Consider the following 12,827-nt stretch of genomic DNA (forward strand, 5'->3'; position numbering starts at 1 on the left):
GGCCCTCACACCGTCGGGCGTTCGAGGATATCGAAGACGTCGACTGCTTTGTACTCCTGGTTGCGCTGTTTCTCGGTTGTTTCGACGATGAGACCGTCTGCTTCCAGTTCCTCGATTGCATTGTACGCCGTCTGTCGGCTGACGTCGAAGCGCGATTGGACCTCGTTCGCGGTGAAGTACGGAAGGTCGAACAGACTCCGGGCGAGTTTGTGGCTCGTTTTCGAGTGCGGATAGCGCGTCTCGTAGTCCCGGCGAAGCTCGATGAGTTCGAACGTCCGCTCGTAGGAGTCTCTCGCCTGGGCTTCGATTCCGTCGAGGAAGAACAGAATCCAGTCACGCCAGTTCCCCGCTTCGCTGACTGCGCGCATCTTCTCGACGTACGCCTGTTTGTTCCGGTTAAAGTAGGCACTCGGATAGAGATAGGGGTCCGACAGATCCCCCGCGTCGTGCAGTTGGAGGACGATGAGGATCCGTCCGAGTCTGCCGTTCCCATCAGAACAGGGGTGAATCGTCTCGAATTGGTAGTGTGCGATGGCGAGGTCGATGAGGGGGTGGTGCTGGCCTCCCATCTGGATGTAGGCTTCGAGCGAGTCCATCAGCTCAGGCACGTTGCCGTGCGGCGGTGGCACAAACGGCGGCTGGCTGCCACGTGGTGACGGGATGTGGACGTCGCTTTCCCGCCATGTACCGACGACGTCCCCCTCGTTCCGAACGCCTTCGAGGAGTGTCTCGTGGAGCGACTGCAGCAGACTGAGCGTAATCGATTCGCCATCTCTCATCGCGTCGAATCCCTCGTTGAGTGCTCGTTCGGCGTTGAGTACCTCTTGGAGGTCGCGACTGACGTCGACTGTCTCTTGGGACCGACTGCGCGTGTGATAGGCGTACACCTCGTCGACATCGACATCTGCGCCTTCGATTTCCGCTGTTTCGACTGCCTCGAGTCGGAGCAGCGAGGTGTACAGAACCGGAGAGAAGTCGACGGTGGGACTGATACCATCGATCCGTCCGAGTTGGAACATCGCATCCGCAACCGACGATGCAAGCTCGTCGTCCATCTCGATTTTCGACGACAGCGGTAACTTGTCCGGAATGTAGTAGGGGTTCGGATGGGACTCAAGATAGCGACCGGGTGCGTCTGGTGGCAGATTTCGAGTCCTCATTTTGACTAAGACAGTATTTGTATCGTCTTAATCATATTGGTCTTACTCTAGTTTGGATAGTGGCGCGATCTGGACTACTTAGTCAAATTTTGAGCGAGCGTCCTTGTTCTGGAAGACGCCATCGGTACCGAGCGCCTCTGCCTTCTCGACTGCCTCGCGCTCACGCTCAATATCCTCGAGTAGATCGCCAATGAGAACCTTTGCAACGCCTTCGTCCAGTTCTCCGTCGAGGTACTGTTGGTGCAACTCGACTCGGTCTTTATTCGAGAGCACTTCCCCAAGCCAATCGTTCCACGGACATATCTGTTGTGACCAGCCATCCGTGGCATAACAGACTACCCTAGTGGCAGACTCAAACCCACGGTGAAGAAGGAGTTCGCTGTATGGTCACACCACACGTATCACATCGCCGGTAAGGTAATTTGAATAGTGGACTGACCACGTCTCTTCAGTCAAATCTGAGTTGTCGTTCTGGAGTACGTTGGTACGTCGAAATTGTTGCTTACGGGTTTGTGAGGTACGGCAGCTCGTACTGTCGTTCAAATTCATATTCGGTGGGGTATACCGGTGCTGTCGTCTCCGCCCATACCTCGTTAACTCGCGCTTCGATCGTCTCGAAGACGAGTCGGAGTACGTCGTTCATGTCGGCAGGGTATTCCGCGTCAAGTGCGGTCGTTTCGCTGGGACGTGGTGGGACGTGGAAGTGGTCGTCCGTGTTGTGTGTATTCGGATGACGGTCCCATCGACAGACCCAGCGGTCACCCGCCCATCGTTCGCGATAGAGTAGATTGAACTCGCCATTCAACCGCAGTCGAAGTTCAAGCGCCGCAGCGTCAACCACGTCTGGATAGTACGTCTCCTCGAACGATGCAACAACACGGTCTGGTTTTTCGAGGGGGAAATAGTGGACCGACTCAACCATCGAAAGCGCTGCGAGACGAGAGCCAAGCAGCCGCATTCGTTCTTCGTTGAGGTCATCACGCCGACCCATCGTCAGGGAAACGGCGATGCAGCGCTGTGACCACCATCGGAGTCGAGTCGGAGTTTTGCCTCTCGAAGTTCTCGGAGCCGACGGGTGACCGTTCGCCACTCACGCAGGCGCTCTGCCGCGTCGTCGTCGCGAGCAGCAACCCCAGCGTACGCGACCGCGTCCGGTGACGGTTCGTCGAAATGCGCTGCGAGTTCGCGCTCGCGGGCTCGGTACTCGTCAATCGCCTCAGCGACCGCCGCGGACGTCTCGAACTCGCGAATCAGTTCGGTGACCCGACGAAACTCGAAGTACGCCTCGTTCCGAACGAACAATGCAGGGTTGTCAGCGACCTTCTCGAGGACGCCGAGATCGACGAACCACTCCAAGTGGGGGCGAGCACCCTCTTTCGTGCAATCAGCGCGAGCCGCGATATCCGCGACAGTCGTTGGTGTGGTGAGCGTCGTGGCCGCTTCGTACACACGGTCTTTCACAGTCCGCTGTGTAACGGCGCGTTCCCACTCCTCGGTGAGGTTCACGTCCGGGGGCGTCGGCGTCTCGTCGGTCATGACCGGTGCTAGGTGGTCCGCCAATATTACTTTGTGGGTGCTTGTATATCTGAGCGGTATCCGTTGTTTTGTGCGCATCGTGCTGCATACAGGTCGCGGCTTGGTCCAGACGATAGAAAAATTCACAACCAGTAGACATGATCGGACAGTATGAACCGCCGCGCCTTCCTTGGGGCTGCTTCCGCAGTCGGAATCCCAGCTCTTTCCGGGTGTGGCACTCTCGAGAAGGTCGAAGAACCCTTCGTCACATACCAACTCGACGGGATCTTCACAGACAACGCCGTCGACGAAGCAATCGAGTTCACAGTAGAGGTACTGGATGGAACTGACCCGATATACGAAACGCAGGTTTTGCTCAGTGCACTCGGCGCTGACGACGGCGACTCCTCCACGGGGATTGAAGCACCGTGGATGGACGAGAACGCACGATACGGGATTCGAGTCACATCGACAGCCGGCGAACAGGTGACTTTGACGCTAGCCGACGTGTTAGCCTACAGAACAGCGGCGGTCCATGACAAACGCTATATCGAATACACAGTCACCTACACCGGGTTTTTCAGGCTTTCTGTGAATTTCTCCGACGAACCACGAACCTGACAACGGGAGAGTTGCGGGCGAAATACAGCGCGCAAGCACTGTCCAGAGAGACTAATACGGCCCAAATCGCCGGACAGAGTGGATCTCACGGAGACCTTCTGTATCGAAGTCAGCATCTGAGACGACCAGTTCCTTTCCTTCAGACCGAGCCGTAGCCGCAATCATGAGGTCACGTGGCGACATGGGGGTGCCAGATTCGAGAAGGCGGTTCTGCATCCGGGCAGCTTCAAACGCGACCTCTTCGGAGAAGTCAAGAGCGGTGATTCGCCCGAAGTTCTCACGCGCCCCGATGAGGTCCGTCTCACCCGCTGAAAACACTTCACCAGCGAGAACTTCATAGATACAGATGCTGGATGTGACCAACGTCGGTTGTTCATCGACGAACTCAACGACTTCCGCAACACCATCGAGGTAGTCGATGATAACCGACGAATCGAGAAAGGTCACTGCTGAAAGCTCTCTCGGGAACGCTTGATTGCTTCGCGCGCCTTCTCGGCTTTGTCAGTTCCTTTCCACGCACCGGCGTTCATTCCCGATCCCTCATTCGCCAGTCGATCGAGGAACTCATCCCAACTCTCGTCTTCACGCTTCAGCCGCGCCAGTTTCGCCTTCGTCTCATCTGAGACGCGGATTGATGTGCTCATATGCATACGTTGTGTATGCAGGCAGAAGTACTTTGAGGAAGCCACCACTGTTGGATTGCGACAGTTATCCTGTCGGCGTCCGCTTTTCAATCGCAACGAGCGACTCGTCGAGCGCCTGGAGTACGTCGCGATGAGATGGTTCATCGCCCCACGAGTACCGAGAGGTCGTCGTATTGACGCCGACTTTTGCACCGACGACGAGTGTTGGGCTTGGTTCGCTCTCGCTGTCTCCCTGCGTGTTGAACGCGTCTCTGAACGCGTCGCTTCGAACCCACGACAGCCACGTTGTTTCAGCAGTCTCTCCGAGGAGTGCAAGCACTCGGTCGTCGGTCAGCCACTCGACCGCCTGCTCGGCGTCGGTGGTTGTATCAGCGGGGAGGACGAGCAGGTCGGCATTGTGGGGTGCACTCACCGTCTCGATGTCTGCAGGCATCGAGAGGTCTAGTCCATCGGCGACGTAGACTGGCGTCACGTCGAGCCGTTCAAAGGTGGGCTGTTCCGCGTTCGAATCGTCCGTTTGGAGGGCCGAACACCCAGCGAACGAACTGAGGGCGGCAATGCCGCACGCACGGAGGGCGTTCCGGCGGGTGTACTGTTGCATGGAATCGAGTTAGTCGGCGGGACTGAAAATATGTTCTTGAAATAACTAGATTCGGTTGGTTCCCGCAGGTGAACCGAGGTCGTCTCTCGTCTGGTGGACGAACACGCACGCGATAGGTTCTTGACACTCGGTGAGAGCCACCACGTATGGACGGCAAACGAGTCCTCGTTACTGGCGGTGCCGGATTCATCGGTTCGAATCTCGCCAACTCTCTCGCAGAAGACAACGACGTCATCGCAATCGACGACCTCTACCTTGGCACGCCCGAGAATCTGGATGATGCCGTGGAGTTCCACGACATGACGGTCCTCGACGACGACCTCCCGACCGAGGGCGTCGACGTGGTGTTCCATCTCGCGGCGCTGTCGTCGTACAAGATGCACGAGGAGAACCCGACGAAGGGTGCCCGTGTCAACATCGAAGGCTTCGTCAACACGGTCGAACAGGCCCGGAAGGACGGGTGCGACACGGTTGTGTACGCGACGACCTCGTCGATCTATGGCTCGCGGACGGAACCCTCGCCGGAAGACATGCCCGTGGAGTCGCGGACGGGCTACGAAGCGTCGAAGTTAGGCCGTGAGCGCTACGCGGAGTACTTCCACCACCACTACGACATGCAGTTGGCTGGCATGCGTTTCTTCTCGGTGTACCAGGGCTTCGGCGGTGCGGAAGAACACAAAGGCGAGTTCGCGAATACGGTCGCGCAGTTCACCGACAAAATCGCGAATGGCGAATCGCCGGAACTGTTCGGTGATGGGTCGCAAACGCGTGACTTCACCCATGTGGACGATATCGTTCGGGGGATCGAACTCGCCGCAGAGGAGCGACTCCAGGGCATCTACAACCTCGGGACTGCCGAGAGCTACTCGTTCAACGAGATGGTCGAGATGATCAACGAGGTACTCGGGACAGATGTGGAGCCTGAGTACGTCGAGAATCCCTTCGAGGTGTACGTCCACGACACGAAAGCCGACTACTCGAAGATACACGAGGCGACTGGGTGGGAGCCCGAGGTTTCGTTCGAGGAGGGTGTCGAGCGGGTCTGTGAGCCGTATCTCGAGTAGGTGATTCGACCGAGGGAGAGTACATTTCGTATGCTTTCCTCAGTGTGAAGCGTTCTACGAGGTGGGTGGAGTTTTGAGTGTATCTGCTCTCGTGTCCTGCGCTATCGGCCTCAGAGTCTCTGTTGCCGATTTCGTGTGTACCACTTCCTGAGACGCATCTAAACAGATGAAGTTGTGGGGTCAGACTGTCGTCCTGAATTCTCAGAACGATTTCTTTGCAGTCTATTCTCTTCGTCTCCGACATGCGAACTGGTTCAGTTTACAGCTTGGTTGTCCTCTCCCTCTCCATTGCTTCATCTGTTCTTGCGATTCGTCTCTATCTACAGCAGCGCTGCACCACGACCGGAATCTCCGTTTCGAACTGGCTTCGACTCGAAGATATCGGCATTTTGACCCCTGTATCGCCACTAAACAGATGAAGTGGTGGGGGTAGAACGATTACCAACTCCTCTCGACTACCCGAACGGCCATGACCACCAATGTAGTGACTCTCCCCCCCCACCACTTCATCTGTTCTGACTATCTGCATCGTCTCTGTTTGGTTTGGGTGGCCCGATAGTTGGAGGTCGCTGGCTCGTAACCATCGGTATCGGTCGTAGACGGGTCACATAGCATAGAACAGATGAAATCGCGGTGTTCTTGATTTATATATACAAAGAACAGATGAAACAGATGAAACGGTGGATATATGTGGTATTGGGGTCTGCGATACATATGGGATCTTTCGAGTTCTCGCAATCAAATCAGATCTTCAAAAATCGGGATGTGCTACGTGAGGATTATACCCCCGAAGAACTCGTCGGCCGGGATGAAGAACTGAGTGAGTATCATTCCGCTCTCCAGCCGGTAATCAACAACGAACTCCCTTCAAACATCTTTCTATACGGTAAGTCCGGTGTCGGGAAAACAGCCGCAACACGATTCTTACTGGATCGACTCCGAGACGCCGCTCGGTCGATTCAACACCTCGACTTGCACGCGGTACGGGTCAACTGTGACGGGCTCAACACGAGCTATCAAGTCGCTGTAACGATCATTAACTGTCTGCGTAGTCCGGAAGACCAGATTCCAATGACTGGTTATCCCCAGTCGAAGGTGTACCAGTTCCTGTGGGAAGAACTCGATCAGTACGGGACCATCCTCATCATCCTTGACGAGGTCGACCACGTCAACGACGACTCACTTCTGTATCAAATTCCGCGCGCACGAGACAACGGTTACGTCACGTCAGCGAAGATCGGGCTGATCGGTATTTCGAACGATCTGTCGTACCGAGAAGGGCTTTCGGCAAAGGTCCAGTCGAGTCTGTGCGAAAAAGAGGTCTATTTCCCACCGTACGATGCGGGAGAACTCCGCAAAGTGCTCGAACAACGGACCCAAGTCGCCTTCCGTGATGACGCTCTCTCGGAAGATGTCATCCCGCTTTGTGCCGCCTATGGTGCGAAGGATTCGGGCGACGCTCGACAGGCGATTAATCTCCTCTTGGAGGCGGGGGATATCGCACGGAACGAGAACGCGCCACAGGTAACGAAACCGCACGTCGACCAAGCCAAACGAAAGCTCGAATCCGACCAAATCACGACTGGCGTGTCGAAACTCACAGAGCACGCCCGACTGACGCTGTACGCGCTTACGACGTTCGCCGCAGACGGTGAGACGCCAGTCACTTCACCGACAATCCGCGAACGCTATCTCGCACTCTGCAGTTCGAGTGGCATCGACCCGCTTTCACATCGACAGATGCAAAGCCATCTCTCCGAGTTGAAAATGATGGGTGTCATTACGGGCAAAGAGCGGAATCTGGGTCGTCGTGGCGGGAAGAAGGGGCTGTACGGACTCAACTACGACCTCGGGTTAATTACGGAAACCCTCGCCGACACAATCGATGAAATCGGCGTCCACCGCTCGATTCAATCGTTCGCCAAGAACTGCTCGGAGCAGTAGCCCACAGAACAGATGAAGTGACGGGGTGTGGGTGGTCATGGCTCTGTTCTGTCTCTCGAAAAACAGATGAAGTGGTGGAGTACCCCCGGTCCTCAACTGCTGTCTCACGCGACGTCTGCCTTCATACCCGAAACCGGTGTTTGTTCGTCTCGTCTGCTTCTGCGATCGACGCCTGACTCCCATAGCCCACCAAGTGGGCTGTCTCCACGGACGTTTATGACTCGGAAGCACACGACTGTGTATCAGCTCGACTCAGGTCTCTCAGCGGATTCCATCTGCTCTGAAAGACAGTACTTTGTGTGTTTTTCCCTGACTGCATTGGCTTCGATTGGTCGACGAGTCACCCCATGTCGACATTGAAAGAACAGATGAAGTCATGGGGGGAGGAGGTTCGACCTCCTCGATTATAGTAGCGTTTGCAACTGGTTACACACCCAATCGCACGATAGCATGCGATTGAGTGTGCATTGACTTGCAAACGCTACTGTAGTTCTCGACTGCGGTGTTCACTGGCTAGTTAGCGACGCGGCCCCCGCTCGTACTGTTCGGCGTGGTCCGTTCGACGACGCGAGCGCGACGATACGATGGACACAACCACTAACTCAATTGACGCTCGATACTGCTAGCTGTGCCCGCGATCTCTCTCCTGTGGTCTGGGGTGGCCCTCCAAACACCTCCCTTCCGTATTGGTGTGCCCGAAACGGACGTGACTGGACTCGTGGTGCTCGTCGGCCTCATCTTCGGTGGGATGTATCTGTACACTCGCTGGCGTCAGTTTCTTCGGTAGACACAGCGACGGACAGCGTTGCACCCTCCCGACGAACAATACTAACGTCGAACTGACGGCCGAGTCAGAGAGTACAGTTCGTATGCTCTCCTCGATGCCGTCTTGCGTTTCCAACTACGAACGAAAGCATGCGAAATGCACTCTATCCCGTCCCGCTTAGGCCATCGCGTTCTACGTTAGAGAGTACATTTCGTATGCTTTCCACGTCGACATCTGCCGATTTTGGACACAGATCTGAGCATACGAAATGGACCCCGTTCGTCTCGTGATGACGACTACGTCTGGATATTGTCCGTCGTCGAACTGAAACCCGGGTGAAAGAGTACGTTTCGTATGCTTTCCGCGTGTGTGTCGTGCGTTTTTGCGTACAATGGGTGAATATGTCCACCAATGAGCACCCACACGGTTATCCGAATGGGCCTCCTAGTAGAAAGGATGGCAGATAACAAACAGGGCCGAGACGAGCAAGCGGATAATGAAGAGCGACGCCAGCAAGAGCGGATGCAAGAGGAGGCACTTGACCGCGCCGATGAAAATGAGCCGGTACGTGGCAACCCTGACGAGCGGCTTGGTGACCTAAATAACGCGCTCGAAACGCATAACTACCCAACCACAACTGACGAATTGGTTGATTCCTATGGCAATTATGAGGTCAAAACTCAAAACGGGCAGAAATCTCTTGAAGAAGTGTTTTCTTCATCCGATACTAAAACATACGACTCTGCCGGCGACGTTCGAAGCGAGATATTGAAACTCACACCTCGCTAATAAATATAGTCCAGCACCTCAGTCTCACCTCGACAGCTACCAGCTACCGTTAACTGCCCGACGATACGCCGCTTCGGCCTGGTCGGCGACGCTGTCCCAATCGTACTTCTCGGCGCGCTTGGTCGGTTTGGTCGGCGGTGTCTCACCGGCGAGTGCTTGGTCTAACGACTCGGCGACTGAATCCACAGTCGGCTCGGCGAGATACCCCGCGTCACCGATAACCTCACTCGCCGCAGACTCGGGATGTTGGACGCCGATAACCGTACAGTCGGCAGCCATCGCTTCGGCGTAAGTGATGCCGAATCCTTCTCTCGTACTGGGTGATGCGAACACGTCGGCGGCGCGCATCTGGCCCAACACGTCCTCGTATTCGTCGAGGAAGCCCAGCATACTCACGCGGTTGGCGTGGTCCAATGCATTCACCTGTTGTTCAAGGCGGTCGAATTCCGGGCCGTCACCGACGACACCGAGGGTCGCGTCGTCGTAGTCGTCGGCCACGCGGTCGAACGCATCGAGAAGGGTGGAGACGTTCTTGTCGGCGATGAGTCGCCCGGCGAACAGCACGTCGAATGAGTCGCCGTCGTCGGGAAGCGGCGCGTTTCGAATTTGGTCGACGTCGATACCGTTCGGGACGACTTCGATCGTGTCTCTGTCCCGGCCGGTATCGGCGAGGCGGTCGGCGGTGATACCAGAGACGGCGATTGGGTGTTGGGGAACTCTAACGGTGAGGTGTTCGGTGAACTTCCCGAAGGGGGCGAGCACGCCGAGGTAGTCGTCCCAGTAGTCGCCCCACACTTCGTGCCAGGTCGTGACGACGGGCACGTCGGTCCCGAGGGCGGCGAGCTTCGAGGAGAGCACCGGGAAGTACGGAAAGACAGAAGCGACGACGAGGTCGTGGTTTTCGTTGTGGAGTCGTTTGGCGAGCGGGTAGGCGAGTCGCGCGGCGAAATCGAGCGCTTCGGTGATCGAGCGCCGGTCGTCGGTGTAGAGTTCTGTTTCGGGGGCGACTGCACGGAGGGTGACGCCCTCGTGAGTCGTCTCCTTTGGGCCGTCCCAGAAGTGGCGACCGTAGATGGTCACATCGTGGCCTCGCTGTGAGAGTCGGGTGGCGATTTCGTGGATACGCTTTTCTGCGCCACCAGTGATGTAGGGGTAAACGACATTTGAGATGAACGCGAGATTCATTTTTCACCTTGGGTTGTGTTGGTGCCCAGCATTCGTGTTGGCAGATTTGTCGTGTAGATAAGATAAAAAAGAAACTATTGTGTATGTGCCGGGAGATAGTCTCACCGATGAAGATACTTCAGACACCTGTCCGGTTTTCCCCATATATTGGCGGTGTTGAGTCATATACTCACGATATGTCAAAAGAACTTGTTGAACTGGGGCACGACGTGACTGTTCTCTGCGCGAAGGCCAAAGAGGAGTCCGCTTATCGAGAGGTAATCGACGGTGTTGAAGTCGAGAGGTTAGACGATATCGGCAAAGTTGCGCAGACAAATATCATGCCACAGTTTCCGATTTCAGTTCTGCAGCATGCACGCGAGGCAGACATTATCCATACACACATTCCCACCCCTTGGACCGCTGACTTCAGTGCGCTCGCGGCTAAACTCACCGGGACGCCGCTGGTCGTCACATATCACAACGATATCGTTGGGAACGATCTGCTTGATTACGTTGCTTCGGTTTACAACCACACCGCACTGCGGTTCACGCTGGCGACGGCAGACAAGATACTGATCACGCAACCAGACTACTTAGAAAGTTCAGATCACCTGCACCGATATACTGAGAAAGTTGAGGTGAACAGCAATGGTGTTGATGTGGACACCTTCCGGCCGATTGATGTTGCCGATGAAGACGTGGAGCGACTTGGATTCTCGAACGAATCTCCCAACCTATTCTTTTTGAGCGTTCTTGACGACGTTCACGAGTACAAAGGACTCGACGTTCTGCTGGAAGCTATGTCTCTCCTTGTAGAAAGGGGTGGTACGACTCCGAGGCTCGTTGTCGGCGGCGGAGGGGAATTAAAGCCAGAATACGAATCTTTCGCATCCGAGTTAGGTATCTCTGAGCATGTTCATTTCACCGGGTACATCCCCGATGATGACCTCGTAACCGCGTATAATATCGCGGATTTATTCGTGCTTCCCTCGCTCTCGTCTGATCAGGAAGGGTTTGGTCTGGTGGTTCTCGAAGCGCTTGCGTGTGGGACTCCTGTTGTTACGACTGAGGTTGTCGGTGTTTCGGACCAGATTGTTTCTCATGACATAGGTAGCTTGGCTCGTGTTGGAGATGCTGAATCACTATGTCAGACTATCGAAAGCGAATTAGCCGATACCCATACGAAGAAAAGTAACAGAGGAAGGGAAATATGTGAATCAGAGTATTCTTGGGAATCATCCGCCAAAGAATTAGAATTGGTGTATGACAAGAGTGTGTCATAGAATCAATTTCATAACATTTCACAGCCCGGTTTGTCTCCTCGCTTATAGTTGGTGATTGCAACAACGAGCCGGAGACACGGCGCAAGGAACACTACTTCGGCCTTGTTTAGACGCGGTGCAGATTGGCTTCTACTGCCTTTACTGGAACAACGAAACCGGGCATAGAGGCACTCAGGGGTTGGCTCTACCTTCCCGACATAGACACAAACTGACGCCTTCTGGAGCGTCTAAACAAGGCTGAACACCTCTGTTCGTGCGTGGACGCGGCCTCGGGAGCGGACGTGCCCGAGGCCGCAGTCTTTGACTGCGTCGTTGGTTCGGTCGACTCCTGTCCGGTTGTTGTACGTCTCGTCCAAGATGGATTGTTTCAGCTGAACATCCTCGCTGTGTTCCTCGATTCCGTCTTCGACCTTGTACTCGATGTCTTTCGGGTCGTCAGTGTTTCGCGGGTTGTATGGGGCCACTGGCACGACCCCTGCGGCCAGCAGGTGGTCGTGCCAGTCGAGGGTGTCGTAGGCGCTGTCTCCAAGCATCCAGATCGGTGTATCGACGACGAGCGCGTCACATGTGACGCGCATCGCCGTCTCTTTGGTCTGCTTGGCTCTGGTGAATCACTAGACGGCATCGGTTTCGGCCGTTAGAATTTGGAAGATGAAGCGGGAAACCGCCGATGCTCTATGTCGAAAATTTCCCGCTTCACGACAAAAGCGGTCACGTTAGCTAAAAATGTTGTTGGTGACCGAGGCGAAGTCGCCGCCCCCGAAGGGGGTGGCGGCTTCGCCGACTACGCTCTTGTATCGCTGCACTGTCTGCGGATTTACCTCGATGAGTCGTACCGCAACGCCCTCGATCTGCTGAGCGAAATGCCGCATATTTGTGGGGAGATCGGCCTCGAAGAGGGCGATCTCCCTGATCACTCGACGCTCGTTAAGGCATTTGATAGGTTTCAGATGAAGGTCTGGCGAGTGCTGCTGCGCCTGTCGGCGCAGCTGCACGACCTCTCGGGTCACGCCGCCATCGATGCCACCTTTTTCGACCGTGAAAACGCTAGCAAGCACTACTGCCGCCGCACGAATTATCGTGTTCAGACACTCAAAGCGACGGCTCTCGTCGATACTCAAACCCAAGCTGTTCTCGACGTTCATTGTACGACCGAGAAAACCCACGACACACAACTCGGCTGGCAGGTCGCCTGCCGCAACGCAGGCGACCTGCACAGCCTCGCCGCCGACAAAGGCTACGACTGGATGCAGTTACGCGAAAAACTACGCGA

At 55.6% G+C, this 12,827-nt stretch carries 14 protein-coding genes and 1 pseudogene; 6 read left to right on the forward strand and 9 right to left on the reverse strand.

Annotated elements, in window-relative coordinates; all coding sequences use genetic code 11:
* Positions 1–5 precede the first annotated feature (5 nt).
* From C457_RS15340 to C457_RS15355, 4 genes are all read right to left on the reverse strand, one after another.
* Positions 6–1,160: a Fic family protein gene (locus C457_RS15340; RefSeq protein ID WP_049913638.1), complete on the reverse strand. Its 1,155-nt coding sequence runs from the start codon at positions 1,158–1,160 to the stop codon at positions 6–8.
* 78 nt (positions 1,161–1,238) lie between these two features.
* Entirely contained in the window at positions 1,239–1,433 is a 195-nt protein-coding gene (locus C457_RS15345) for a hypothetical protein (RefSeq protein WP_008096048.1), read from the reverse strand.
* A gap of 229 nt (positions 1,434–1,662) precedes the next feature.
* Complete coding sequence (locus C457_RS15350) at positions 1,663–2,118, reverse strand: hypothetical protein (RefSeq protein ID WP_008096049.1); 456 nt, start codon at positions 2,116–2,118, stop codon at positions 1,663–1,665.
* 35 nt (positions 2,119–2,153) lie between these two features.
* Positions 2,154–2,822: a DUF7342 family protein gene (locus tag C457_RS15355; RefSeq protein ID WP_239640766.1), complete on the reverse strand. Its 669-nt coding sequence runs from the start codon at positions 2,820–2,822 to the stop codon at positions 2,154–2,156.
* Positions 2,823–2,846: 24 nt separating this feature from the next.
* On the opposite strand from C457_RS15355, the gene C457_RS15360 reads away from it, so the two are divergent.
* Positions 2,847–3,296 carry a hypothetical protein gene (locus C457_RS15360; RefSeq protein WP_008096051.1) on the forward strand — a complete coding sequence of 150 codons (450 nt, stop codon included), beginning with the start codon at positions 2,847–2,849 and terminating at the stop codon, positions 3,294–3,296.
* A gap of 51 nt (positions 3,297–3,347) precedes the next feature.
* Here the strand turns inward: C457_RS15360 and C457_RS15365 are convergent, their stop codons facing one another.
* The 3 genes from C457_RS15365 to C457_RS15375 form a co-directional block, all read right to left on the reverse strand.
* Complete coding sequence (locus C457_RS15365) at positions 3,348–3,743, reverse strand: type II toxin-antitoxin system VapC family toxin (RefSeq protein ID WP_008096052.1); 396 nt, start codon at positions 3,741–3,743, stop codon at positions 3,348–3,350.
* Complete coding sequence (locus C457_RS15370; protein ID WP_008096053.1) at positions 3,740–3,940, reverse strand: DUF7557 family protein; 201 nt, start codon at positions 3,938–3,940, stop codon at positions 3,740–3,742. Before C457_RS15370 ends, C457_RS15365 begins: the two co-directional genes overlap by 4 nt.
* 64 nt (positions 3,941–4,004) lie before the next feature.
* Positions 4,005–4,541: a hypothetical protein gene (locus tag C457_RS15375; RefSeq protein ID WP_008096055.1), complete on the reverse strand. Its 537-nt coding sequence runs from the start codon at positions 4,539–4,541 to the stop codon at positions 4,005–4,007.
* 146 nt (positions 4,542–4,687) lie between these two features.
* Between C457_RS15375 and C457_RS15380 the strand changes: the two genes are divergently transcribed.
* The 3 genes from C457_RS15380 (at position 4,688) to C457_RS19800 (ending at position 9,104) form a co-directional block, all read left to right on the forward strand.
* Positions 4,688–5,605 (forward strand): NAD-dependent epimerase/dehydratase family protein, encoded by a 918-nt coding sequence (locus C457_RS15380; protein ID WP_008096057.1) that lies wholly within the window; start codon positions 4,688–4,690, stop codon positions 5,603–5,605.
* A 714-nt stretch (positions 5,606–6,319) separates the two neighbouring features.
* Entirely contained in the window at positions 6,320–7,549 is a 1,230-nt protein-coding gene (locus C457_RS15385; RefSeq protein WP_049913640.1) for a Cdc6/Cdc18 family protein, read from the forward strand.
* 1,222 nt (positions 7,550–8,771) lie between these two features.
* On the forward strand, positions 8,772–9,104 hold the full coding sequence (locus C457_RS19800) for a DUF5789 family protein (protein ID WP_083864309.1): 333 nt from the start codon (positions 8,772–8,774) through the stop codon (positions 9,102–9,104).
* Between the two features lie 36 nt (positions 9,105–9,140).
* Here C457_RS19800 and C457_RS15390 read toward each other — a convergent pair whose 3' ends face one another.
* Positions 9,141–10,289: a glycosyltransferase family 4 protein gene (locus C457_RS15390; protein ID WP_049913641.1), complete on the reverse strand. Its 1,149-nt coding sequence runs from the start codon at positions 10,287–10,289 to the stop codon at positions 9,141–9,143.
* A 107-nt stretch (positions 10,290–10,396) separates the two neighbouring features.
* On the opposite strand from C457_RS15390, the gene C457_RS15395 reads away from it, so the two are divergent.
* Positions 10,397–11,554 (forward strand): glycosyltransferase family 4 protein, encoded by a 1,158-nt coding sequence (locus tag C457_RS15395; RefSeq protein ID WP_049913642.1) that lies wholly within the window; start codon positions 10,397–10,399, stop codon positions 11,552–11,554.
* Positions 11,555–11,781: 227 nt separating this feature from the next.
* Here C457_RS15395 and C457_RS15400 read toward each other — a convergent pair.
* A pseudogene (locus C457_RS15400) lies at positions 11,782–12,165 on the reverse strand (transposase); the annotation flags it as partial.
* Between the two features lie 66 nt (positions 12,166–12,231).
* Between C457_RS15400 and C457_RS19805 the strand changes: the two are divergent.
* The coding region (locus tag C457_RS19805) for an IS5 family transposase (RefSeq protein WP_083864310.1) at positions 12,232–12,827 on the forward strand (596 nt) is incomplete at its 3' end.

Source organism: Haloferax prahovense DSM 18310 (genome assembly GCF_000336815.1).
GTDB lineage: Archaea > Halobacteriota > Halobacteria > Halobacteriales > Haloferacaceae > Haloferax > Haloferax prahovense.